The following is a 22689-nucleotide window of genomic DNA, read 5'->3' on the forward strand; positions in this document are numbered from 1 at the left end:
CCGGCCATGGCGCGCCAGGACGGCATGGCGGTGATCAGCGCCTTGCTGATCGCCGCAGTGGTGGCGGTGATTGCCACCGGGATGATCGAGCGCCAGGGCCTGCAGACCCGGCAGGTGGAGAACCGCCAGCTGGCGGTGCAGGGGCAGTGGGCGTTGCAGGGGGGGCTGCAACTGAGCCGGCAACTGCTGGCCGAGCAACGCCAGCGCGATCCGCTGGTGCGCGCCGGTCAGCCGTGGACGCGGCCATTGCCGGACATGGCGGCGGGCAATGTGCTATTTGGCGGCCAATTGGAGGACGAGCAGGGCAAGTTCAACCTGCGCAACCTGATGGTCGATGGCCGGGTCGACCCTGAGGCGCTGGCGACCTTCCAGCGGCTGTGCGCGCTGATCGGTGTCGATGCGCGGCTGGCCTCGGCCATCAGCGAGCGGGTGATCGACAGCTATCCCCGGCAACCGGCCACCCCGGTGGCGCCGCAACAGGCGGGTTTCGACAGCGGCCGTCTGACGTCGCCCGCCGGTGCCAGTGCACCACTGCCGGCCAGGCAGCCGATGATGGGCAGCCTCGATGCCCTGGCATCGCTCAAGGGCATGAACACGCAATCCCTCCAGCGCCTGCGCCGGTTCGTCACGGTGTTGCCGGCGCTCACCTGGATCAATGGCAACACCGCCAGCGCCGAGGTGCTCGCCGCCCAGGTGCCGGGGCTGTCGCTGCAACAGGCCGTCGCGCTGGTGGCCGAGCGCGATGGCGGACGCTGGTTCGTCAACCGTGGCGACTTCGTCAACCGCCTGCGCATGCCGCAACTGGCGCAGGCCAATGTGCGGGTGGGGATCAACAGCGACTGGTTCCGCCTGCACGGCCAGGCGCGCCAGGGGCAGCGGGTGCTGCGCATGCAGGCGCTGCTGCGCCAGCGCGAAGGGCGGCTGCCGGATGTGGTCTGGACACGGGTGGGCGCATGAACACGCTACTGGACGTTCAACTGCCGCCGTTGGCTGAGCTCGGGCCAGCGTCGAGCCTCGACTATCGCCTGAGCGATCGCCAGGGCCACACCTTGGGCACGGGCAACGCCGAGCGCGCGCAACTGCTGCGCGAAGCCAAGGGCGCCGGCTGGCGCCTGCACCTGCACGAGGATGACAGCCTGGCCCTGGCCGTCGCCTTGCCGCCACTCACGGGCAAGCGCTTGAGCGCGGCGGTGCGCTGTGCGGTGCAGGGGCTGGTGCTGGGTGATATCGGGCAGGTTCATGTGGCTCACGGGCCGCGCCAGGGCGATGGGCAAGTGGCGGTGGCCTGGCTTGGGCTGCCGCAAATGGCTCACTTGCAGGATTGGTTGCAGGCCGCACGGATCAGGCCGCAGGGTGTGTTCACGCAGCCTGCACAGGATCGGCCGGTGGTGGACCTGGGCGGTGGCTTGCAGGGGCCGGCCCACACCTTGGATGTGGGACGGGCCGTGGCCGTGTGGAGTGTGGCGGCGCTGGTCTGGTGCCTCGGTTTGAACCTGCATGCCATGCAGTTGGCCAGCGAAGGCGAACAATTGCGGGCGCGCATGGTGACCCAGGTACGCACGGCGTTCCCGCACTTGCCGGTGGTACTCAACCCGTTGCAACAAGCGCGTCAGCAGTTGCAGAGCGGGCAGGGCGCCACGGGTACCGGGCTGGTCGCTCTGCTCGATGGCGCAGGCAAGGCCATGCCGTTTCTTGCCGGCAATGTCGCGGCGCTGGACTACGCCGACGGCGAGCTGCGCATCACGCCCTTTTCCGATGGGCGCAAGGCGCCCGCCGACACGGCTTGGCAGGCGCAGCTCGCCGCCCAGGGCATCGAGGCCAGCGCGGGCGAACAAGGCTGGACACTGCGCGTTGGCAGCGCCGCGAACGAGGCCCTGGCCCATGTCGATTAAGGTGCGCATCAACGGACTGCGCGGGCAGGCGCGGCAGCGTTGGCAGGCCTTGGCCCCACGCGAGCGGCGTGCCGTGGCGCTGGCCGCCGCTGTGCTGGGCAGCTTCTTCTGCTGGCAAGTACTGGTGGCGCCGGCGCTTGCCCGTATCGAGCACTGGAACACTGAAACCCCCAAGCTGCGCAGCCAGGCCCAGGCCCTGGACGCCTTGCTCGGGCAACGCCCGGCCGACCTTGCCGGCGCCCTGACCCAGAGCCTGGACGAGGCCGGCTTGCGGACGCATTCACAACTCGACGCCGAGGGCGACGGCTGGCACCTGGCCTGGCGGCAGGCCCCGGCCGAACCGGCCATGGCCTGGTTGCAGCACATTCCCCCGCGCCTGGGGCTCACTGTCGGCCAACTGAGCTTGCGCCGCGACCCGGGTGCCGGTAATGGCCCGGTGACGTTTTCTGGAACCCTTCGCATGGATCAGGCGCACGGCGCTAAGGACCCTTCATGACGTGCACTGGATCGCCACGTATTCTTTCTCGGGCACTGCCGTTCGCACCCCTGGCCTTGGCCCTGGTGCTCGGCGCCTGCGCCAACGCGCCGTCAGCGCACAAACCCCTGGCCAGCAGCGAACTCGGCCAGCCCCTGGCCCAGGTCGACAGCACCACGACCGCGCTGGACCTGCACACCCAGGCCGGCACCGGGGCACGCCAGGCCGTGCGCCAGGTGCCGCCGCGGGTCGGCCAGCGCCATAGCCGTGGTGCGCCAGCGCCTGCGGCCGGCAACCCGCTGGGCGATCAGCCGGTGCAGTTGAACTTCGTCGATGCCGATATCCAGGCGGTGGTGCGCGGCCTGTCGCGGGCCACGGGCCGGCAGTTCCTGGTCGATCCGCGGGTCAAAGGTCAATTGACCCTGGTCTCCGAGGGAGAGGTGCCGGCCAGCAAGGCCTATGGCATGTTGCTGGCGGCGCTGCGCATGCAAGGTTTCAGCGTCGTCGATGTCAACGGCGTGGCCCAGGTGGTGCCCCAGGCCGACGCCAAGCTGCTGGGTGGCGCGTTGGTGAGCGGCGACCGCGACGCGGGCAACGGCATGGTCACCCGCACCTTCCGCTTGCAGTACGAGAACGCGGTCAACCTGATCCCCGTGCTGCGCCCGATCGTCTCGCCGGACAATCCGATCAACGCCTACCCCGGCAACAACACGATCGTGGTCACCGACTACGCCGAAAACCTCGAGCGGGTGGCGCAGATCCTCGACCGCGTCGACATCCCCAGCGCCCTCGACACCGACGTGGTGGCGATCCAAAACGGTATTGCCAGCGATATCGCCAGCATGGTCGGCGAGCTGCTCGACAACCAGGGCGCCGACCCGACGCAGAAGATCAGCGTGCTCGGTGATCCGCGCTCGAACAGCGTGGTGATCCGCTCGTCCAGCCCCGAGCGCACCCAACTGGCGCGCGACCTGATCTACAAGCTCGACAACGCCCAGAACAGCACCGGCAATCTGCACGTGGTGTACCTGCGCAACGCCCAGGCCGACAAGCTGGCCCAGAGCCTGCGTGGGCTGCTCACTGGCGAGAGCGACAACGCCACCAGTGACGGCGCCCGGGCGCTGCTCAGCGGGGGCGGCATGCTGACGGGGGGGAGCAACAAGAGCGGCAGCGCCAGCAACAGCGGCACGCAGCAGAGCGCCAGCGGCAACACCGGCAGCCTCAGCCGAGGCAATGGCCAAGCGAGCGCAACCACCCCCAATGGCTACGGCAATGGCACCCAGCAGGGCGACCAGGGCATCGCGTTTTCCGCCGGTGGCGCGACCATCCAGGCCGACAAGACCACCAACACGCTGCTGATCTCGGCGCCCGAGCCGCTGTACCGCAGCCTGCGCGAGGTCATCGACCAGCTTGACCAGCGCCGCGCCCAGGTGGTGGTGGAGAGCCTGATCGTCGAGGTCGGCGAGGACGATGCCAACGAATTCGGCATCCAGTGGCAGGCCGGCAACCTGGGCAAGAACGGCCTGTTCGGCGGCGCCAACCTGGGTGGCAGCGGCCTGGTCAAGGGGCCCACCAGCATCGATGTGCTGCCGCCGGGGCTGTCGGTGGGGGTGGTCGATGGCACGGTGAAGATCCCCGGCATCGGCGAGGTGCTCAACCTCAAGGTGCTGGCCCGGGCACTCAAGAGCAAGGGCGGCAGCAACGTGCTGTCGACGCCCAACCTGCTGACCCTGGACAACGAGGCGGCGAGCATCTTCGTCGGCCAGACGATTCCTTTCGTCAGCGGCCAGTACGTCACCGACGGCGGTGGCAACAGCAACAACCCGTTCCAGACCATCCAGCGCGAGGAGGTCGGCTTGCGCCTGAACGTGCGCCCGCAGATCTCCGAGGGCGGCACGGTCAAGCTCGATGTCTACCAGGAGGTCAGCAGCGTCGACCAGCGCGCTTCCAGCGCGGCCGGCACGGTGACCAACAAACGCGCCATCGACACCAGCATCCTGCTCGATGACGGCCAGATCATGGTGCTGGGTGGCCTGCTGCAGGACGGCTACACCCAGAGCAATGAGGGCATCCCGTGGCTGTCGAGCCTGCCGGGGGTGGGCGCGCTGTTTCGCAGCGAGCGCCGGGCCAGCAACAAGACCAACCTGATGGTGTTCCTGCGGCCCTACATCGTGCGCGACGCCAATGCCGGGCGCAGCATCACCCGCAACCGCTACGACTTCATCCGCCGCGCCCAGGGCGACCTGAAGCCCGAGCACTCGTGGGCGCTGCCGGACATGGACATGCCGTTGCTGCCGCCGGTGGAGCAGGGGGTGCCCGATCAAGGGCGTGCGCCCCGTGCGTCAATTCGTGCGGTGCCGGTGGACGAGGTCGCCCGGTGAGTCGCCTGCCGTATGCCTGGGCCAAGGCCCAGCGCCTGGTGTTGCAGGCCAGCGGCGAGGAGGGCGCGCGTCTGGCGCGTTGCCCGTCGAGCCCAGGGTGGGCGGTAGCCGAGGTGCGTCGGCGTTTTGGCCAGGTGCCGGTCGAGACGCTCAGCGACGCGCAGATGGACGCGCTGCTGGTCAGCGCTTACGCCGACACCGGCAGCGCTGCGGCGGTGGTGGGGGCGGCGGAGAACGAGGTCGACCTTGACCGGCTGTTGCAGGACATGCCCGAGGTCACCGACCTGCTCGAAGCCCAGGACGACGCGCCGGTGATCCGCATGATCAACGCCTTGCTCACCCAGGCCGCGCGCGACCAGGCCAGCGATATCCATATCGAGCCGTTCGAGAGCCACTGCCTGGTGCGCTACCGGGTCGACGGCACCCTGCGCGACGTGGTCTCGCCACGCAAGGCGCTGCACGGGGCGCTGGTGTCGCGGATCAAGATCATGGCGCAGTTGGACATCGCCGAGAAACGCCTGCCCCAGGATGGCCGCATCGCCCTGCGGGTGGCGGGGCGGCCGATCGATATCCGTGTGTCCACCGTGCCCACCGGGCATGGCGAGCGGGTGGTGATGCGCCTGCTCGACAAGCAGGCCGGGCGCCTGCGCCTGGAGGCGCTGGGCATGGACGCGGCGCTGCTGGCGCGGCTCGACCAGCTGATTCGCCAGCCCCATGGCATCGTCCTGGTCACCGGCCCCACCGGCTCGGGCAAGACCACCAGCCTGTACGCCGCCCTGGCGCGGCTGGATGCCAGCGTCAGCAACATCCTCACCGTCGAGGACCCGGTGGAGTACGACCTGCCGGGGATCAGCCAGATCCAGGTCAACGCACGCATCGACATGAGTTTCGCCGTGGCCCTGCGGGCGATCCTGCGCCAGGACCCGGACGTGATCATGATCGGCGAGATCCGCGACCTGGAGACCGCGCAGATCGCCGTGCAGGCGTCGCTGACCGGGCACCTGGTGCTGGCCACCCTGCACACCAACGACGCGGTGTCGGCGGTCAACCGCCTGGTCGACATGGGCGTGGAGCCGTTCCTGCTGGCCTCGGCACTGCTCGGGGTGCTGGCCCAGCGCCTGGTGCGCCGGCTGTGCCCGCATTGCCGGGAGCCCGACCCGGCGATGCCGGGGCAGTACCGCGCGGTCGGCTGCGCCCAGTGCAACCACTGCGGCTACAGCGGGCGCACCGGCATCCACGAACTGTTCTGCGTCGACGACGCGGTGCGTAGCCTGGTGCACCAGGGTGCCGACGAACAGGCCCTGCGCGCCGCCGCCCGGCGCAATGGCATGCTCAGCCTGCGCGAGGATGGCCAGCGCTGGGTCGACGATGGCAGCACCTGCCTTGAAGAAATCCTGCGTGTCACACGGGACGCCTGATGAACCGCTATCGCTATGAAGCCGCCGACGCCCAGGGGCGCCTGGTCAATGGCCTGCTGGAGGCCGACAGCCCGGCCGCGGTGATGACCCAGTTGCGCGCCCTGGGGCTGACCGCCCTGGCGGTGGAGCCCCAGGCCGCGGCCGGGCAGGGCGGTGGCCTGCTCAGCCCGAAGCTGTCCGACGGCGACCTGGCGTGGGCCACCCGCCAACTGGCCAGCCTGCTGGCCGCCGGGCTGCCGCTGGAGGCGGCGCTGGGGGCGACCTTGGAGCAGGCCGAGCGCAAGCACATCGCCCAGGTGCTGGGCGCCGTACGGGCCGAGGTGCGTAGCGGCATGCGCCTGGCCGATGCGCTGGCCGAGCGGCCACGGGACTTTCCGGATATCTACCGCGCCCTGGTGGCGGCGGGCGAGGAGTCTGGCGACCTGGCCCGGGTGATGGAGCGTTTGGCCGACTACATTGAGGAACGCAACACCCTGCGCGGCAAGATCATGACCGCGTTCATCTACCCCGGGGTGGTCGGCCTGGTGTCGGTGGGGATCGTCATCTTTCTGCTCAGCTACGTGGTGCCCCAGGTGGTCAGCGCCTTCACCCAGGCGCGCCAGGACCTGCCTGGGCTGACCCTGGCCATGCTCGCGGCCAGCGACTTCGTGCGGGCGTGGGGTGTGCTGTGCTTCGCCCTGCTGGCCGGGGTGTTCTGGGGCTGGCGCGCCTATTTGAAGGCGCCAGGGCCGCGCTTGGCCTGGCACAGGCGGGTGTTGCGGCTGCCATTGATCGGGCGCTTTGTGCTGGGCCTGAACACGGCGCGCTTCGCCTCGACCCTGGCGATCCTGGGCAGCGCCGGGGTGCCGCTGCTTCGTGCGTTGGAGGCGGCGCGCCAGACCTTGGGCAACGACTGCCTCGACCAGTGTGTCAGCGAGGCCACGGCGCGGGTGCGCGAGGGCGTGGGGCTGGCGTCGGCGCTGGCGGTCGGCAAGGTGTTCCCGCCGTTGCTGATCCACCTGATCGCCAGTGGCGAGAAGACCGGCGACCTGCCGCCGATGCTCGATCGGGCGGCCGACAGCCTGGCCAAGGATATCGAGCGGCGGGCGATGGGCATGACGGCGCTGCTCGAGCCGCTGATGATCGTGGTGATGGGCGCGGTGGTGCTGTTGATCGTGATGGCGGTGCTGATGCCGATCATCGAGATCAACCAGTTGGTGCAGTAACGCCCTGGGTTACTCGCCGAGGCGTTGCTCCCGCGAGGGCGGATAACCGAAGTAGGCGGCATAGCACTTGCTGAAGTGCGACACCGAGACGAACCCGCAGGCCACCGCGACTTCCATCACCGACAGGTCGGAATACTGCAGCAGGCGCCGGCTCTTGGTGATGCGCAGCTCCATGTAGTAGCGCCGCGGTGAGGTGCCGAGCTGGGCCTGGAACAGGCGGTCGATCTGCCGCCGCGAGCGGCCGGAGTAGGCCGCTAGCTGGTCGAGGCTCAGGGTTTCCTCGAGGTTGTTTTCCATCAGCTCGACGATGGTGCGCAGGTGCAGGCTCATGGACTTTTTCGCCCCGGGGCCGACCTGGCGATAACGCGCGCCGGAGAACGACAGGATCTCCTCGACACCTTCGGCCAGGGCGTCGCCGTGCAGGCGGCGGACCAGGCCGAGCATCAGCTCCATGGCGCCGTTGGGGCTGGCGGCGGTAAGGCGGTCGCGGTCGAGGGTGAAGCTGGCCGGGGTGATGCGGGTTTGCGGGCTGCATTCGGCCAGGCTGGCGCGTTGTTCGGGGTGGACGCTGCAGCCATAGTCGTCGAGCACCCCGGCGCGGCCGAGGAACCAGGCGCCGTTCCACAGCCCGCCGAGGGTCATGCCGTGGCTGGCGCAGTCGCCCAGCAGGCGGTCGAGCTCGGGGTATTTGAGCGGCGTGCGCAGGCCGCCGCAGATCACCAGCAGATCGAGCGCGTGCAGGGTATTCGGGGTGAGGGGAGTGGCGACCAGCTCAAGGCCCAGGTCGCTGAGCACCCGGTCGCCGCCCAGCGACAGCGGGGTGAAGGCGAAGCGCTCGGCGCGCAGCAGGTTGGCGGTGACCAGCACGTCCATGGCCACGGTGAAGCTGGCCATGGAGAAATGCTCCAGCAGCACGAAGGCGACCTGGTAGGGGCGTTCGGCGCTGCTGTCGGTGGGCTTGAGCCGCAGCATGTTGCTGGTGCTGGTCTTCTTGCTGAACTGGCGTGGCGTGGGCACTGCGGACTCCGCTTCCTGGCTGGCGGGGATGAGTGTGCGTCGGGGCGGGGGGAAAGACAACCGGGTGAGTGCGCGTTGGGCTATGCTGGGCGCCCGCTCACCCTGGACCTTTCTCACGATGAAATACGCCGCCGCCCTGTTGTTCAGCCTGCTCCCGTTGCTGGCCCAGGCCGTGGAGCCTGGCGACAGGCTCGCGCCCTGGACCTTGCTCGACCAGTACGACCAGCCCTACAGCCTGTCGGCCGACACCCGCATCCTGCTGGTGGCCCAGGACATGGACGGCGCCAAGCTGGTCAAGGCGGCGCTGGCGGGGCAGCCCAAGGGCTACCTGGAGGCGCGCGGTGCGGTGTTCGTCGCCGATATCCAGCGCATGCCGGCGCTGGTCAGCAAGCTGTTCGCCATACCGGCGATGCGTGACTACAGCTACCGGGTGATGCTGGACCGCGAAGGGCGGGTCGCCAGCCGTTATGCGGCGGCAGATGGCAAGGTGCAGTGGCTGACGTTGGACAACGGTGTGCTGGTGAAACGCCAGGCGTTTTCCGATACCCCGGCACTCAAGGCGGCCCTGGAACACCTGTAGGAGCCGGCCTTGCCGGCGAACACCGGCAAGGCCGGTGCCACCCACCGCGTCGCCTGGTTCGCCGGCAAGGCCAGCTCCTACAGGGAATGTGAACGACGACGCGCCGTGCTCCCCGTAGGAGCCGGCTTGCCGGCGAACACCGGCAAGGCCGGTGCCATCCACCGCGTCGCCTGGTTCGCCGGCAAGGCCGGCTCCTACAGGGTATGTAAACGACCACGCGCCGCGCTCCACCGTAGGAGCCGGCTTGCCGGCGAACACCGGCAAAGCCGGTGCCATCCAACGCGTCGTCTGGTTCGCCGGCAAAGCCGGCTCCTACAGGCCGTGTTCAGCTGAAGGCTTCCTCCAGCAACCTGGGCAACAATTCTCCCGCCTTGCCGGCCAGGGTGAACTCACGCGGATGGCTGGCCACCACCGGATGCGGATTGACATGCACCACCGTCGCGCCGGCCTGCAACGCTACCCGTGGTATCGACGCCGCAGGCTGCACCACCCCCGAGGTGCCTACCGATAGCAGCAAGTCGCAGTCTTCGGCAGCGGCAAAGGCCTGGTCCAAGGTCTGTTCGGGCAGCTGCTCACCGAACCAGACCACGCCGGGCCGCAGGTAGCCGCCACAGGTGTTGCAACGTGGCGGCTCAATACGCCGGCCTTGTTCGGCACCTTCTGCCAGGGGCAGGGCACTGCCGACGGGTTGTGCGCAACTGAAGCAGCGGAATGCATCCAGGCGCCCGTGCAAGTGCAACACTTCGCGGCTTCCGGCGCGCTCATGCAGGTCATCGACGTTCTGCGTCACCAGGGTGACTTTCGCCAGCCTGGCCTGAAGGTCAGCGATGGCCTGATGCGCAGGGTTGGGACGTGCCTGATTGATGCCCGCACGGCGCATCTCGTACCAGCCCCAGACTAGCGCAGGGTCTGCGGCAAAACCGTCGGCACTTGCCAGTTGCGCGGGGTCGAAGCGTTCCCACAGCCCATGGAGCTTGTCGCGAAAGGTGGCGATACCGCTCTCGGCCGACACCCCGGCACCGGTGAACACCACCAGGTGGCGGGCCTGGGCAAGCAGTCCGGGGTCGAAGGGCATGGTGGATCTCCAGAGGCAGGGCAGTCACTGTGCCAGCGGCTCGGCAGGCGAACAAGGTGAATTGACGCTTGACCTCGACTTAACCCGAGGTTTGATACTCGGCCGCTCTTCCCCTCGACGGAGCGATACCATGACCCAGCCACATGCCTTTCACCTGTCCAACCCGGAAGGCCTCTACGACCCCAGCGGCAACGCCTATTCCCACGTCGCCGACGTGCGCGCCGGCAGCCGCTTGCTGTATATCGCCGGGCAGGGCGGGGAAGATGCTCGGGGCGAGCTGTCGGCACATTTCGACGAGCAGGCCCGGCAGGCCCTGGCCAACCTGAAGACCGCCCTGGCTTCCAAGGGCGCGAGCCTGGCCGATGTGTTCAAGCTGACGTTGCTGGTAGTCGACCACTCGGAGGAACGCCTGCGCCAGTGGGTGGCCGAAGCCGAGCGGGCCTGGGGCGGGCGGATGGCGCCGACCTGCACCTTGATCCCGGTGCCGCGCCTGGCGCTGGGTGGCATGCTGGTGGAAGTCGATGCGGTGGCGGCGCTGCCCGCACAGTAGCATCGGCACGGACCTTGTAGGAGCGGCCTTGTGCCGCGAAAGGGATGCGTAGCAGCCCCCAGGGTTTCAGTGAAAAGCAAAGATCGCCGGGGCCGCTTTGCGGCCCTTTCGCGGCACAAGGCCGCTCCTACAGGGAGGTGCTTTCGCGGTGCAATCGGTGAAGATTTGATCGGATATGTTGTTTGCGTGAATGCCATCATTTGAATGGCACTTGTGCCTGCCAAATCTCCGGCGAACACATACAATCTCTCCTCACCAACGATCACCCACAGGCCCCCCGATCCATGGCGTTCGACGCTTCCACCTTGCTGACCCTGTCCATCGCCCTCGCGGCGGCGGCGGCGCTGTACCTGCTGATCGAGTGGCGCAGCGTGCGTGAACCTTCACTGCTGTGCTGGAGCATCGGCTTCGCCACCATCAGCATCGGTTCCTCGTTGGCCTTGCTGCGTGGCAGCGGCTACCTGTTCATCGGCATCTGGTTCGCCAATGGCCTGCTGGTCGGCGCCCACTGGCTGTTCCTGCTGGGGGTCTCGCGCTTTACCGAGACGCGCCTGTCACGGGCCTGGTACCTGGCGCTGGTCGCCTGGTCGGCGCTGCTCCTGCTGCCGCAATGGCCGACCTGGTCCAAGACCTTCCTGGTGCTCAACTCGCTGCTGGTCGCCCTGTTCACCCTGCGTGCCAGCGTGCTGCTGCGCCCCCATGGCCAGTCGTGGAGCGTGGGGGCGGCGCAGCTGCGCTATGTGCTGTTGCTGCATGGTGTGTTCTACCTGGCCAAGACCTTGCCTGCCCTGGTGCCGGGCACGCTGATCGACCTGACGGCCTTCCGCGGGCTGATCATCCAGGTGTCGCTGGTGGAGGGCACGATGGCGATCATGCTGATTGCCCTGTCGATGACCGGCACCGTGCGCTATCGCCGCGAGGAGCGCATCGAGCGCCTGGCCGCGCGTGACCCGCTCACTGCGCTGTACAACCGCCGCGCCCTGGAAGTGCGCGCGCCTAGCCTGTTCAATGGCGTCTCGCCGACGTGCCAAGGCGCGTTGCTGCTGATCGACATCGACCACTTCAAACAGGTCAACGACCTGCATGGCCATGTCGCCGGCGACCGACTGCTGGTGGCCTTGAGTGACCTGATCCGGGCAGTGCTGCCGGAGCGTTCGATCGCAGCCCGGCTGGGGGGCGACGAGTTCGTCATCTTGCTGGCCGGTGCATCGGCCGAGCATATCGAGGCGCTGGGCAGTCGCCTGCGCGAACAGTTCCAGCAGCTCGCCGCCCAGGCGTTCGCCACGCCCGAGGCGGTGACCCTGAGCATCGGCGCCCACCTGTTCGATCAGCCGCCCACCAGCCTGGCGGCGTTGATCGAGCAGGGCGACGTGCTGCTGTACGCCTCCAAGCGCGCCGGGCGCAACAGCTTGCAGATGCTCGACCGGGCCTCCATCCACGGCTGACCTACTTGTTGTTGATGCACTGCGACTGCACCGCGTAGCGCACGGTACGCAGGGTGCCCTGGCTGTCCTCGAAGGTCATCAGCCGCGGCACCACCTCGCAAGTACGCGGGTCCCCTGATTGGCGCACGAAGCGGGCGACATCCAGCTTCATGCCATAGCGGTAGTCGACGATCTCGGGCATCGGCTTGTCGCGTTTCGCCGCGTAGGCCGCCACGGCCTGCTGGTGGTCGGCGAACAGCTGCTCGTTGCGCTGCTCGGAAAAGCCGGTGGCCTGGGCCGAGAGTGAAAGCGCCAGCAGCGCGGCGCAGATGATCAGACGTTGCATGGGGTGGCTCCGAAAGGTCCGTGGTTTCGGAGCCCACCCTAATGAGGGCCGACCAACAGCGGCATGACGCCAGGGTTACAGATCTGCAAGGGTCGCCTTGTCCACTGTGCTCACCCCTAGAATGACGCGATTGTAATCCTCCCATCACCTTCCCGTTATCCGCCGGCGGCGAGCATCAGCCTCGGCCGAAGGGGCTGGGTGCGCCTGCATCTGGCCAAGCCAGGGACGCTCCAGCGCCAAGGGCCGACAACAAGAACAGCCGCAATCGAAGGAGCATCGGATGACAAACAGTCCCACATTTTCCCTGGCCGCGCTGCTGGCGCTGGCGAGTGCCGGCCCGGCCGCCTGGGCCGCCGAAGAGCAGCAGGAAGGGTTCATCGAGGGCAGCCGCCTGAGCGTGCTCAACCGCAACTACTACTTCAACCGTGACCACCGCGACGGCCCGGCCCCCACCTACAACCGTGGCAAGGAGAGCGATAACGGCTACTCCGAAGCCTGGGCCCACGCCATCATCACCCGCTTCGAATCCGGTTTCACCCAGGGCACCGTGGGGGTCGGCGTGGATGCCTTCGCCATGCTCGGGCTCAAGCTCGACACCGGCGGCGGGCGCAACGGCGGGCGCAGCTCGTTCGACGTGCTGCCGGTGGACAGCGACGGCCAGGCCCGCGACGAGTACAGCAAGGTCGGCGGCGCGGCCAAGCTGCGCCTGTTCGACACCGTGCTGCGGGTGGGCGATGTGTTCCCGGTCAACCCAGTGGTGGCGGCCGGCGACTCCCGCCTGCTGCCGGAGAGCTTTCGCGGCGTCACCCTGGAGAACACCAGCCTGCAGGGCCTGACGCTGCAGGCCGGGCGCCTGCATGCCATGAGCCAGCCGGTGTCCAGCGACTTGCGCGACAACTTCGTGACGTTCTACGGCGGCCCTGTGGATTCGCCGTGGATCGCCTACGGTGGCGGCGATTACGCGATCAACGAGAACGTCAGCGTGAGCCTGTTCGGCAGCCGCCTGAAGGACGTGTGGAACCAGTACTACGCCGGCACCAGCGTGACCTGGCCGCTGTCGGACGAACTGGCGCTGATCGGCGGCTTCAACTTCTACAACGCCAGGGATGAAGGGCGTCAGCGCCTGGGGCAGTTCGACAACGACATCTGGAGCGCCAAGCTCGGTGTGCGCTACGGCGCCCACACCCTCGCACTCACGCACCAGCGCAACAACGGTGACGACGACTTCGACTACCTGCGCCAGTCCGACTCGATCTTCCTCGACAACTCCATCCAGTACAGCGACTTCAACTCGCCGAAGGAGCGTTCGTGGATGCTGCGTTACGACCTGAACATGGCCGCCTATGGCGTGCCGGGGCTGTCGTTCATGACCCGCTACGGCCGCGGCAGCGACGCCGACTACAGCCACGCCAACGCCTACTACATGCGCCGCGACGACAACGGCGACCCGCTCACCGAGCAGAAGCGCTGGGAGCGCGACATCGAGGTCAAGTACGTGGTGCAGACCGGCGCGGCCAAGGACCTGTCGCTGCGCGTGCGCCAGGCCACGACCCGGGCCACGGCCTTCGAGTCGGACCTGGACGAGGTGCGGGTGATCGTCGAGTACCCGCTGTCGATTCTCTGATCACATCCTGGATTCACCTTGAGAAGCCTGCGTGCTCCTTTGGTTGAGGGTGAATGTTTTGGCGCCTCTTGCGAGGCGCCTTTTTTTATGGGTTTGAAGGTCGAATTGCAGCGACCATTTAACCGCGCGCCGCCCGCGCGGCGCATCGCGGCTAAAGCCGCTCCTACAAACATGCTGCGCTGCGCCTGTAGGAGCGGATTCATCCGCGATGCGCCGCGGGCGGCGCTCGACCTCAGCTGTCTTCCTTCGGCTGCACCACGATTGCCAGCGCATCCGGCTCGGGGCCGGCCTTCCAGCGCGCCTTCTCGGTCCAGTTGGTGGTGCTGATCACCGCGACTTCGTCGCCCCCGCTGATCGCCACATAGACCCGCTTGCCATCGGGCGAAACCACGGCCCCGATCGGTAGCGCCTCTTCACCGAGCATCGTGCGGCGGTACTCGGCACCCTCGCGGGCCAGGCCGATACGCTTGATCTCTTTCTTGGCCGCCACGTCGATGACGGCAAGCTCCGCCGATTTGGCGCAGGTGACCAACGCATGCTTGCCGTCCGGGGTCATGGCGACGCGGATCGGGAACAGGCCGGTGCGGATGCGGTCGGTGACCTCCAGGCGCTGGGCATCGACGATGACCACTTCGTTGCCGCCGCGGTTGCTGACCCACACCTGGCTGCCGCTGGGGGTGACCGCCACGCCTTCGCTGCCCGAGCCGGTCGGGATCTCGGCGATCTTCTTCTTGTGCAGCAGGTCGACCACCGACAGGGTGCCGCTGTCGACATGGGTGACATAGGCGCGGTCGGCGCCGGGCGACAGCGCGACCATGTGCGGCTTGCCGCCACCGACATCGATGCGGTCGAGCACCTTGCCCTGGGCCAGGTCGACGATCAGCAGCCGTTCGCTGGCTTCGGTGGTGACCACCACCCGCTGGCTGTCGGGCAGGAAGCGAATGCCATGGGGGCGGGCGTCCTGGCCCAGGTCGATGGTGCGGATGACCGTGCGTGTCGGCCAGTCGATCACGCTCAGGCTGTTGTTGGCCGTGCCTTGGGCGCCGTAGTTACCGACCACCGCCAGCAGGCCGTTGCCGCTGACCACCACTTCGTGGGGGCCGGTGCCGACCGGCAGGCGGGCCATCTCCTGGCCGTTGCGGGTGTCCAGGGCCGACACGCTGGCGTCGGCCTTGTTGCCGACCAGCAGTACGTCGTCGGCACTGGCCAGAGGTGCACAGGCGAGCAGGGCGCTGGCCAGGGCAGGAAGGAAGAAAGGGGGGCGCGAGTGAGGCATGGTCAATCTCCTTTGAGTGGCGTTCCTTGTTGCATGCTCAAAGGGTGTGACCGGTGATTCGGTGCCAGAGTTTCGAATCACATTGAACGGGCTGTATTGGCAGGCTAGTCGGGGAACAGTTCGTCCATGGGTTGCAGCGCTGCCAGCCTGGTCTGGAGCTCGACAATGCTTTGTTCGTGCCGGGCAATGTGCAGGCGGTGTTCCTCGATGCGCGCGCGCAAGCTGGCAGCAATGTCGTCGCTTGTTTCAGGTGCACACAGCCGGGTGATCTTCTTCGACAGTGAGATCTTCCTGTCCGCCTCCTGCCGCGCGGTGTCGTCCATCTGAGCAACCAGCCATTGGAGGTCGCCTGGCGATGTGATGGTCCGAAACTGTTCCAATGGCTTGAGATAGACCACGGACTTTTTCTGGCGCCCCAGCAGTTCGAGGACGTTGCCGAGGGTACCGGGGCTCTTGCAGTCCCAGATCATCAGGCCGTAGTCGCAGTCCGCCGCCATTGCCAGATCCTTGGCGGTATGGAAGGCGCGGCCTTTGGCGTTGGCCGGCGGCAGCACGGTCGTCAGCGGCCAGCCACCGTCGTTGTGGCGAGGGGTGTCGCCACTGCAGTAGACGGTGACGGCCGGGTAGAGGGCTTGATGGAAGTAGCGTTGCACGGCATGGTCCACACCGCCGGCATCCCCCACCAGCACGTCCAGCCCGGATGAGCGGATGTTGTCGAGCCTCGCCTCGACCTGTGGGGGGAGGCGCTTGATGGTGATGGAGCCGGCGATGAAGACCCTGGGCATTAGTGCCTCCGCGTCAGGGCGACGACAGAAATGCTGCGGATGCTAGCGTATTCGCGCAGGGCGGTACAGGCGGCCTCCAGCGATGCACCGGTGTCGTACAGGTCGTCCAGCACCAGGATGTCGGAGTCGGGCTGCAGGTTGGCGTTGACGGTGAAGCAGCCGGCCAGTGCCTTGACCCGCTCCTCGTAGCTGGCCAGGTCTTTCATCAGGCCGGTGCTCCAGCGTTTCTCCAGGGTTTGCTCGTTGTAGCCGGCGTCGAGCAGCGCGGCGGCCCGCTGGGCCACTTCATACACCGGCTGGCGCGGGCGCTGCTTGCTGGCGGGCATGGGCAGGACCACGTCGAAGCGGCGGCCGGCGAGTGCGCCGGCGACCGATTGGGCGAGGAATTCCACCTGTTTGTAGTTGTCCCGGTACTTGAGCTGGAACACCGCCTCGCCGATGGCGGTCCTGACCGTGTCGAACTGCATGTAGCCGTATTCGTTGGGGCCGACGGGGACGCTGGAGACGATGTGCTTGTCCAGGCTGATGCCAAAGTCCCAGGCGGAGTTGGCGGGGAGGGGATGGATGACCATGGAGTGCTTCCTTGTACGTCAGACTATGAGAGTGGCCCTCGTGGGCCGAGTTGCCATCTTGCGTCTGACTCGTGGTGGGATCGACTTCATGGTTTCCGTATTTGCTGTAGTCCTTTTCCTTGTTTTTCGGGGGCTTGCTGGATTCAACGTCGGCGTCTTTGGGGGCGGGAGAGTGGCAGAGACCATGAGATCGAGCGCCGCTCGCGCGGCGCTCGATCGCACTGACACTGCAACTCTCCCGTCGAACAGCCGAAAAACGCACGCTCCTCAAAGCGACCGCAGAAATGCAACCAAGGCCCGCCGCTCACCCGCCCTCAACCCGGCAAACCGCTGCCGCGCCGCCTGTGCCTCGCCGCCATGCCACAACACCGCCTCGCCCAACGTCCGCGCCCGCCCATCGTGCAGGTAGCCGCTGCCCGGCGCGATCACCTGGCTCAACCCCAGCCCCCACAGCGGCGGCGTCTTCCACTCACTGCCGCTGGCCTGGTAGTCCTCGCGGCCATCGGCCAGCCCTTCGCCCATGTCGTGAAGCAACAGGTCGCTATAGGGCGCGATACGTCGATGCGACAACCCCGGATAGTCAGGATGCATACCGGTTTCAAGGCTTGGCCTGTGGTACGCGGCACAGCCGATCTCAGTGAACAGCTGCTCGCCCCTGATCACCTCGGGGTTGTCGCGATCACGGCGTGGCGGCACGGCGAGGTGGGCGAAGTAGTAGTGCAGGTCGGCCAGTTGCAGGCCATCGAGCTCCGGCTCGCCACCGCTGATGGCTTGCTGGCAGGCCCGTTGGGCCGGGGAACAGTTCTGCAACGGATACAGCGGCGAGGTGATGCCCAGGTCACCGTGCAGGGCACTGGCGATCTGTTGGCGCAGATCGGGCTGGTTGGCCTTGAGGCCAAAACGCCCTGGCTCCAGGCGTTGACGCTCGATACTCCAGACCTGATTCACCCGGCCTTTAATACCATCGGGCTTGGGTTCAGTGGCCAGGGCCTGCAGGGTGGTGGCCTCGATCGCTTCCAGCAGACCGAGGCCGAACACCGGCGGGGCCACGCGCATCGAAGTCTTCACCTCGTTCAAAGGACCATACGCCAGCTCACCGAAGTGCACGCGCGGCTTGCGCAGTTCCACCTGTTCACCGTCGGCCAGGGTGACGGTATGCGTTTCCCAGCTCAGCGTGGCTCGACCACCACCGGGCACACCGGGAATGCCCTGTTCATTGAACTGGTCGCCATAAGCCGGGTGAGGACGTGGCCCGCCATGCCCATCACGGCCATCGACCGACAACCGCACCAGCATGCTACGCATCGGCTCGTCGACCTGGGACGGCGCTTGCCCCCGGCCATTGCGTGGATGGCAGGCGACGCAGGTGATGCGGTTGTACAACGGGCCGAGGCCATCCACGGCTTCATCGCGGGAGGGCGCTATCACCCAGGCCTGGTGGAACAAGCCACGCCCACGGAAGAAGCGCTCCAGCTGTGCATCCTCCGTCAATGACGGCAGCGGCCTGGCATACGCCTCGCGATCGCTGCGCGCCGCAACCGGGAGGCTCAGGCCCAGTGCCAACAGCAAAAGGGCGGGGCGCCTCACAGGCCCATTCCCGTGAGCAGGCGCTCGGCTTCGGCGAAGCGCAGCGCGGCCTGGAACTGCCAACCGATTTCCTGGCGACCGAGCGCGTCGATTTCGTTGCTGGGCGCCGGCTGCATGCCATGGTCCTGGCGCTGGGCGAACAGGGCCAGCAGTTCAGGCGAACGCGCCTGCTCGGCGTTGAGCGGCGGCTGGGTCAGGCAAGCGCGCACAGCCTGCAAGTCGTGCCCGCTGGCCTCGCCGGCGTGCACGCGGCCCCACAGCGCCACCAGCCTTGGGTGCGATTGGCCCAGCCACTGGCTGAACAGCGAAGTCACCAGCCCCAGGTGCTCGCGGGAGGCATCGTTGCCGTAGCGATAGGCACCCTGGCGCGCGGCGGCGAATGGGTCGTGGTAGCCCTGCGGCAACTGGGCATAAACGCTGGGGCGTGCCGGCAATTTGCGGATGTCCGGATCGGCCAGCAGTTTCTGGCCTTCCTCCGACAACACGAAGCCGACGAACGCACGTGCGCCTTCTGGGTGGCTGGCCTGGGCGGTGATGGCGATGTGCGCGGGGTTCAACCCGCCATGGGTGGGGTAGACGAAGCCCACGTCATCGCCATTGGCGATGGCCGAGGCGACGAAGAAATCAATGGACAACCCCACGGCGGCGCGCCCGCTGCCGACCTCGTCGCTGACCAATGTGCCGCCGCGGCTGACCAGGCGCGACTGCCCGGCCAGTTCGCTCCATAGCGCCCAGCCGCGCTCCCAGCCATAGGCGTCGAGCACGATGTCCAGCAAGACCGGGGCGAAGCCCACCCGCGCCGGGTCGGGCAAGGCGATGTGGCCACGCAGGCGTGAATCGAGCAGGTCCGGCCAGTCCCTTGGCGTGGGCACATCCAGCTGGCGCAGCAACCGAGGGTGGGTGGCAAAGCCGAACCCGGCCAGCTCGGTGGCCTGGTAGTGCTGCCCTGGGTCGCGCAATGCGGTGCCACCGATGCGCTTCGACAAGCCGGCGAGGTCGACCCCCAGCGGTTGCCAGCCTCCTTGCCGCGCCAGCCGGGCGAAGTTGCCCGGTGACGGCGCCCAGTACACATCCACGCCACCCTGGCCGGGTTGCAGGAGGAAGGGCAGGGCATCGAAGCCCTGGCGCCAGACCAGTTGCAGCCGGTGCTCGGGGTGAGCCCGGGCGAAGGCATCCTCGAAGCGGGTCATCATCGCCTCGGGGTAGCTGGTCAGCACCACCACCGGCTCGGCCCGGGCGACCCCGCAGAGCAGGGTCGCCGCCAGCAGCCAACCGTTACAGCGGCACATTGAACTGCACGAAGTAGTTGCGGCCCATTTCCGGATAGCCCTCGCTGTATTCATAGAGACGGTCGAACAGGTTGCGCACGCCGGCCTCGACGCGCAGGTCGTTGGCGAAGGTGTAGCCGGTCTTGAGGTTGTAGATGGCAAAGCCATCGGCGATCTGCGTGCCATCCGACGCGCTGTAGCGCCGCGACGCCGACTCGACACTGCCGGTGTGGCGCCAGGCGCCCTGGTTCCAGGTGGCCGAGGCGAACAGGTTGTGCCGTGGCGTATCCACCGGATGGATGTCGGGGTTGCTGCGGTTCTTGCGATCGAGGTAGGTGTAGCTGGCGCTCAGTTGCCAGTCGTCGATGTCGCCTTTCAGGCCCAGTTCCACCCCTTGGTTACGCGCCTTGGCGATGTTCTGGTACTGGCCGCAGGGGGCCGCGCAACCTGGCTGAGGCGCGACGGTGACCTGCTGGATGGAGTCTTCAATCTCGCTGACGAACAACGCCGCATCCATTGACCACAGGCTGCCGAGCGAGCCGGCATAGCCCAACTCGTAGTGGGTGGCGCGTTCGGACTTGAGGTCGGGGCTGGGGATCACCGTGCCGAAACGTGTCGAGTAACGGTCCTTGATGGTGGCGAAGCGGCTCTTGCGCGCCACGGTCAGGCGCACCTGGCCGTCATGGTCGATGTGCAGCAGGGGGCCGGTGTTCATGAACAGGCCCAGTTGCGCGTTGACCGCGTCGTCGCTGCCGGTGGGCTCGTCGTACAGGGTCTTGACCCGTGGCGAGGCGCTGCTGGTGCCGAAGTTCTCGGCGTCCAGGCTCTTGCGGTAGTTGTAGGAGACGCCGCCGACCACGCTGAAGATGTCGTCGAGTTTCCAGGTGTCCTCCAGGGCGAAGGACTGGGTCTGGTCGCGAAAATGCGTCCACGGATCACCGCCGTCGCGGGAGCGGTGCACGTCTTCCTTGAAGTGGTAGGCGATGCCCAGGCGGTTGCTGGCGGTCACGGCCAGGTCGCCTTCGATGGAGAAACCGCTGGACTCGTCGTCGTACTTGCTCGGGAAGCCCGGCTGCAGTGGCCCGACGATGCCGTTGTTGTAGACGAAGCTTTCCAGCGAGTTCTTGAAGGTGTCGTGGTAGACCCGGGTCTTCAGGCCGTGCTCGCCGAAGCGGGTGCTGGTGGCCAGGAACAGGCTGGTCTTGTCCCAGGTCGGCCACTCCCACCAGCGCTAGCGCTGGCCGGTGGCGGGCAGGTCGCCGGCGTAGGGCGGCTGGCCCTTGCGGCCTTGCTGCTGGACATAGCCGAGCACGTATTCGTCGGTGTCGTTGGGGGTGAGGCCGAGCTTGAAGCTGAACTTGCCGTCGCGCTTGTCGCTGTTTTCGCGGCGGCCTTCGCCTTGCTGGTTGTTGGTCGGCCTGAAGTCGTCCGGCAGCAGGGTGTAGTCGTAGTCGACATAGGACACGCCGCCCTGCATCCACCAGTTGCCCTGGTTGGAGCCGGCGTTGACGTAGCTGCGGTAGGCGTTGACGTTGCCGTGGTCGGTCAGCTCCAGGCCGCCACCCACTTCGCCTTCGAAGGCTTGGGTGGGGCGACGGGTCACCAGGTTGATCGCCCCGCCCAGGGTGTTGGGGCCGTACAGCAATGAGGAGAAGCCCTTGGCCACCTCGATGCGGGACAGGTCGTAGGTGGTGAAGCGGCCCAGGTCGATGTTGCCGTCATAAGGCACATAGGTGGGCACGCCATCGATGAACACCGGCACCTGCAGGCGATCGAAGCCGCGCACGAACACCACCTGCTCGGCGCGGCCCCCCATGTAGGCGACGTTCACCCCGGGTGCCAGGGCCAGGGCCTTGTCCACGGTCTCGCGATCGTGCAGGCGCATGTCGGCGGCCTCGACCACCGAGCTGCCGGTGGCCAGCTTGTCGTCCTGGGGGGCGGCGACGCGGATTTCACCAAGGGTGAAGGGGGCTTGCGGGTCGGCGGCGGGTGCGGCCGAAGTGGCCATGGCGGCGAGCGCGGCCAGGGACAGGCGGGGGGCTAGCGACTTCATGACAGCTCCTTGCTGGGCCTTGCCTCCAAGGGCGTGCGGCCTCGTTATAGATTTTTATATACAGCGATGGGCGTTAAAAAACCCGTCGATCAGCCCTCCCCAGGGGATCGACGGGTTAGTTTCACTTGACAATTAAAGGGAGCATTGTCGAGCGGCGCTCATCCTAGCCTTGGGTGTGCTGGGAATCAACGGTGTATACAAAAATATATATCGATTGGTGCGAGAAAGTATCTGCGCGCCACCCTCAAGATCAACGCTGCACCTGTAGGCGCCGGCTTTGCCGGCGAATGGGCCGGTGCGGACAGCCCAACTGCCTGCACAGGATTCAACTCACCCGCAACCAGATCGCCGAGGCGTCATCGCTCATTTTGAAGCGTGGATGGCGCAGGCAGGCGGCGTCCTCCTGCTCGATCTCCCGCAGCGTACGCGCCAGATCAATCAGGCCGTGGTTCAGCAGGCGCTCGACGAATGTAGCCGGTGCATACGCTTGATAGGTGTCGAACAGTGCGGCGAAGCCATCGCTCATCAACACGATGTCATCGCCCTGCGCCACCGGAGCACGGTTGTAGCAGGTGCCTGCCCGGGACAACTCGGCATCGACGCCGAGCACGGCCCGAGGCCGTTCGCGGGCCTGGCGGCGGTCGGCCAGCACCGCGGGCGTGCGCACGTTGTGGGCACCGGTGCCAGGGCCCAGGGCAGCCGCTTCGCCGCGTTCCGCCTCGCGATCGGGCTCCGGCGTGAGGAAGGCGACGCCTTGAGTGCTGCGGTGCAGGACCACGCAATCGGCCAGGTGCGCGCAGACCAGTTCGTCGCCTTCCAGCGCCACGGCGGCGAACGCGGCGCGTGGCAGTTCCCAATGGGCCACAGGTTCGCGTCGGCGGTCTTGCCGGTAATCGTTGGCCAAGGTGTGGAACACCGTTTCGCACAGCGTCTGCAAAGGGCCTGAGGCCGCGCTGAAGGCCCGCTGCGCCGCATTCGCCAGCCAGGCAGCGCCGCCGCGCTCGCCCAGTAAACCGGGCACGCCAAGGTCGGTGGCGCCGTCGATCACCCAGGCATGGCGGTCGCCGCAGCCGATACGATCATCATTGGGCACGTCCGGCTTGCCGGCCAGGCTGAGGGTCTGGATCAGGTCGAAATGCATGGGGATCTCCGTGTCGGGGC

General features: G+C 67.3%; 21 protein-coding genes. 10 read left to right on the forward strand and 11 right to left on the reverse strand.

The features are described from left to right. Window positions 1-6: 6 nt before the first annotated feature. The 6 genes from gspK to gspF are packed head-to-tail and all read left to right on the forward strand — an operon-like array spanning window position 7 to window position 7371. Window positions 7-957 (forward strand): type II secretion system minor pseudopilin GspK, encoded by a 951-nt coding sequence (gene gspK / locus NGM28_RS04675; RefSeq protein WP_252088854.1) that lies wholly within the window; start codon window positions 7-9, stop codon window positions 955-957. Then, the gene (gene gspL / locus NGM28_RS04680) at window positions 954-1892 is read left to right on the forward strand and encodes a type II secretion system protein GspL (protein WP_252088855.1); all 939 of its coding nucleotides are present in this window, start codon (window positions 954-956) and stop codon (window positions 1890-1892) included. The genes gspK and gspL overlap by 4 nt, the downstream gene beginning before the upstream one ends. Next, window positions 1882-2388, forward strand: a complete 507-nt coding sequence (locus tag NGM28_RS04685; protein WP_252088856.1) for a type II secretion system protein M — start codon at window positions 1882-1884, stop codon at window positions 2386-2388. Before gspL ends, NGM28_RS04685 begins: the two co-directional genes overlap by 11 nt. Further along, window positions 2385-4748 carry a type II secretion system secretin GspD gene (gene gspD, locus NGM28_RS04690; RefSeq protein ID WP_252088857.1) on the forward strand — a complete coding sequence of 788 codons (2364 nt, stop codon included), beginning with the start codon at window positions 2385-2387 and terminating at the stop codon, window positions 4746-4748. Before NGM28_RS04685 ends, gspD begins: the two co-directional genes overlap by 4 nt. Then, window positions 4745-6166: a type II secretion system ATPase GspE gene (gene gspE, locus NGM28_RS04695; RefSeq protein ID WP_252088858.1), complete on the forward strand. Its 1422-nt coding sequence runs from the start codon at window positions 4745-4747 to the stop codon at window positions 6164-6166. The genes gspD and gspE overlap by 4 nt, the downstream gene beginning before the upstream one ends. Continuing rightward, on the forward strand, window positions 6166-7371 hold the full coding sequence (gspF, locus tag NGM28_RS04700; RefSeq protein ID WP_252088859.1) for a type II secretion system inner membrane protein GspF: 1206 nt from the start codon (window positions 6166-6168) through the stop codon (window positions 7369-7371). The genes gspE and gspF overlap by 1 nt, the downstream gene beginning before the upstream one ends. Before the next feature lie 9 nt (window positions 7372-7380). Here the strand turns inward: gspF and NGM28_RS04705 are convergent, their stop codons facing one another. Then, the gene (locus NGM28_RS04705) at window positions 7381-8388 is read right to left on the reverse strand and encodes a GlxA family transcriptional regulator (protein WP_252088860.1); all 1008 of its coding nucleotides are present in this window, start codon (window positions 8386-8388) and stop codon (window positions 7381-7383) included. A gap of 118 nt (window positions 8389-8506) precedes the next feature. On the opposite strand from NGM28_RS04705, the gene NGM28_RS04710 reads away from it, so the two are divergent. Then, the gene (locus NGM28_RS04710; protein WP_252088861.1) at window positions 8507-8968 is read left to right on the forward strand and encodes an FAD/FMN-containing dehydrogenase; all 462 of its coding nucleotides are present in this window, start codon (window positions 8507-8509) and stop codon (window positions 8966-8968) included. Between the two features lie 325 nt (window positions 8969-9293). Here NGM28_RS04710 and NGM28_RS04715 read toward each other — a convergent pair whose 3' ends face one another. After that, a complete protein-coding gene (locus tag NGM28_RS04715; protein ID WP_252088862.1) occupies window positions 9294-10043 on the reverse strand; it encodes an SIR2 family NAD-dependent protein deacylase in 750 nt (249 codons plus the stop codon). 130 nt (window positions 10044-10173) lie between these two features. Here NGM28_RS04715 and NGM28_RS04720 point away from each other — a divergent pair, with 130 nt between their 5' ends. Further along, the gene (locus tag NGM28_RS04720) at window positions 10174-10593 is read left to right on the forward strand and encodes a RidA family protein (protein WP_252088863.1); all 420 of its coding nucleotides are present in this window, start codon (window positions 10174-10176) and stop codon (window positions 10591-10593) included. A gap of 284 nt (window positions 10594-10877) precedes the next feature. After that, on the forward strand, window positions 10878-12038 hold the full coding sequence (locus NGM28_RS04725; RefSeq protein WP_240063551.1) for a GGDEF domain-containing protein: 1161 nt from the start codon (window positions 10878-10880) through the stop codon (window positions 12036-12038). Window position 12039: 1 nt separating this feature from the next. Here the strand turns inward: NGM28_RS04725 and NGM28_RS04730 are convergent, their stop codons facing one another. Further along, window positions 12040-12363 carry a DUF2790 domain-containing protein gene (locus tag NGM28_RS04730; protein ID WP_240063552.1) on the reverse strand — a complete coding sequence of 108 codons (324 nt, stop codon included), beginning with the start codon at window positions 12361-12363 and terminating at the stop codon, window positions 12040-12042. 280 nt (window positions 12364-12643) lie between these two features. On the opposite strand from NGM28_RS04730, the gene NGM28_RS04735 reads away from it, so the two are divergent. After that, on the forward strand, window positions 12644-13987 hold the full coding sequence (locus tag NGM28_RS04735; protein WP_240063553.1) for an OprD family porin: 1344 nt from the start codon (window positions 12644-12646) through the stop codon (window positions 13985-13987). Between the two features lie 232 nt (window positions 13988-14219). Here NGM28_RS04735 and NGM28_RS04740 read toward each other — a convergent pair whose 3' ends face one another. The 8 genes from NGM28_RS04740 to NGM28_RS04775 form a co-directional block, all read right to left on the reverse strand. Further along, the gene (locus NGM28_RS04740; RefSeq protein WP_240063554.1) at window positions 14220-15263 is read right to left on the reverse strand and encodes a YVTN family beta-propeller repeat protein; all 1044 of its coding nucleotides are present in this window, start codon (window positions 15261-15263) and stop codon (window positions 14220-14222) included. 104 nt (window positions 15264-15367) lie between these two features. Further along, the gene (locus NGM28_RS04745) at window positions 15368-16048 is read right to left on the reverse strand and encodes a hypothetical protein (RefSeq protein WP_240063555.1); all 681 of its coding nucleotides are present in this window, start codon (window positions 16046-16048) and stop codon (window positions 15368-15370) included. Continuing rightward, window positions 16048-16620, reverse strand: coding sequence for a ComF family protein (locus NGM28_RS04750; protein ID WP_240063556.1), 573 nt, complete (start codon window positions 16618-16620; stop codon window positions 16048-16050). Before NGM28_RS04750 ends, NGM28_RS04745 begins: the two co-directional genes overlap by 1 nt. A 267-nt stretch (window positions 16621-16887) precedes the next feature. Continuing rightward, the gene (locus NGM28_RS04755; protein ID WP_252088864.1) at window positions 16888-18207 is read right to left on the reverse strand and encodes a di-heme oxidoreductase family protein; all 1320 of its coding nucleotides are present in this window, start codon (window positions 18205-18207) and stop codon (window positions 16888-16890) included. Beyond that, the gene (locus NGM28_RS04760) at window positions 18204-19496 is read right to left on the reverse strand and encodes an ABC transporter substrate-binding protein (RefSeq protein WP_252088865.1); all 1293 of its coding nucleotides are present in this window, start codon (window positions 19494-19496) and stop codon (window positions 18204-18206) included. The genes NGM28_RS04755 and NGM28_RS04760 overlap by 4 nt, the downstream gene beginning before the upstream one ends. After that, a complete protein-coding gene (locus tag NGM28_RS04765; RefSeq protein WP_353620510.1) occupies window positions 19483-20670 on the reverse strand; it encodes a TonB-dependent receptor in 1188 nt (395 codons plus the stop codon). Before NGM28_RS04765 ends, NGM28_RS04760 begins: the two co-directional genes overlap by 14 nt. A 36-nt stretch (window positions 20671-20706) precedes the next feature. Beyond that, a complete protein-coding gene (locus NGM28_RS04770) occupies window positions 20707-21528 on the reverse strand; it encodes a TonB-dependent receptor plug domain-containing protein (protein ID WP_252088866.1) in 822 nt (273 codons plus the stop codon). Window positions 21529-21853: 325 nt separating this feature from the next. Then, window positions 21854-22669, reverse strand: coding sequence for a protein phosphatase 2C domain-containing protein (locus tag NGM28_RS04775; RefSeq protein WP_252088867.1), 816 nt, complete (start codon window positions 22667-22669; stop codon window positions 21854-21856). Window positions 22670-22689 lie beyond the last annotated feature (20 nt).

It is taken from the genome of Pseudomonas sp. MWU13-3659 (genome assembly GCF_023757525.1).
Lineage (GTDB): Bacteria > Pseudomonadota > Gammaproteobacteria > Pseudomonadales > Pseudomonadaceae > Aquipseudomonas > Aquipseudomonas entomophila_E.

Bases quoted from the DNA above. Each gene is read 5' to 3' on its own strand.
- NGM28_RS04775 (WP_252088867.1), bottom strand. From the start codon at position 22,669: ATGCATTTCGACCTGATCCAGACCCTCAGCCTGGCCGGCAAGCCGGAC.
- NGM28_RS04720 (WP_252088863.1), top strand. From the start codon at position 10,174: ATGACCCAGCCACATGCCTTTCACCTGTCCAACCCGGAAGGCCTCTAC.
- NGM28_RS04730 (WP_240063552.1), bottom strand. From the start codon at position 12,363: ATGCAACGTCTGATCATCTGCGCCGCGCTGCTGGCGCTTTCACTCTCG.
- NGM28_RS04745 (WP_240063555.1), bottom strand. From the start codon at position 16,048: ATGCCCAGGGTCTTCATCGCCGGCTCCATCACCATCAAGCGCCTCCCC.
- gspF (WP_252088859.1), top strand. From the start codon at position 6,166: ATGAACCGCTATCGCTATGAAGCCGCCGACGCCCAGGGGCGCCTGGTC.
- NGM28_RS04760 (WP_252088865.1), bottom strand. From the start codon at position 19,496: ATGTGCCGCTGTAACGGTTGGCTGCTGGCGGCGACCCTGCTCTGCGGG.
- gspL (WP_252088855.1), top strand. From the start codon at position 954: ATGAACACGCTACTGGACGTTCAACTGCCGCCGTTGGCTGAGCTCGGG.
- NGM28_RS04770 (WP_252088866.1), bottom strand. From the start codon at position 21,528: ATGAAGTCGCTAGCCCCCCGCCTGTCCCTGGCCGCGCTCGCCGCCATG.
- NGM28_RS04725 (WP_240063551.1), top strand. From the start codon at position 10,878: ATGGCGTTCGACGCTTCCACCTTGCTGACCCTGTCCATCGCCCTCGCG.
- NGM28_RS04740 (WP_240063554.1), bottom strand. From the start codon at position 15,263: ATGCCTCACTCGCGCCCCCCTTTCTTCCTTCCTGCCCTGGCCAGCGCC.
- gspD (WP_252088857.1), top strand. From the start codon at position 2,385: ATGACGTGCACTGGATCGCCACGTATTCTTTCTCGGGCACTGCCGTTC.
- NGM28_RS04735 (WP_240063553.1), top strand. From the start codon at position 12,644: ATGACAAACAGTCCCACATTTTCCCTGGCCGCGCTGCTGGCGCTGGCG.
- NGM28_RS04750 (WP_240063556.1), bottom strand. From the start codon at position 16,620: ATGGTCATCCATCCCCTCCCCGCCAACTCCGCCTGGGACTTTGGCATC.
- NGM28_RS04710 (WP_252088861.1), top strand. From the start codon at position 8,507: ATGAAATACGCCGCCGCCCTGTTGTTCAGCCTGCTCCCGTTGCTGGCC.
- gspK (WP_252088854.1), top strand. From the start codon at position 7: ATGGCGCGCCAGGACGGCATGGCGGTGATCAGCGCCTTGCTGATCGCC.
- NGM28_RS04715 (WP_252088862.1), bottom strand. From the start codon at position 10,043: ATGCCCTTCGACCCCGGACTGCTTGCCCAGGCCCGCCACCTGGTGGTG.
- NGM28_RS04685 (WP_252088856.1), top strand. From the start codon at position 1,882: ATGTCGATTAAGGTGCGCATCAACGGACTGCGCGGGCAGGCGCGGCAG.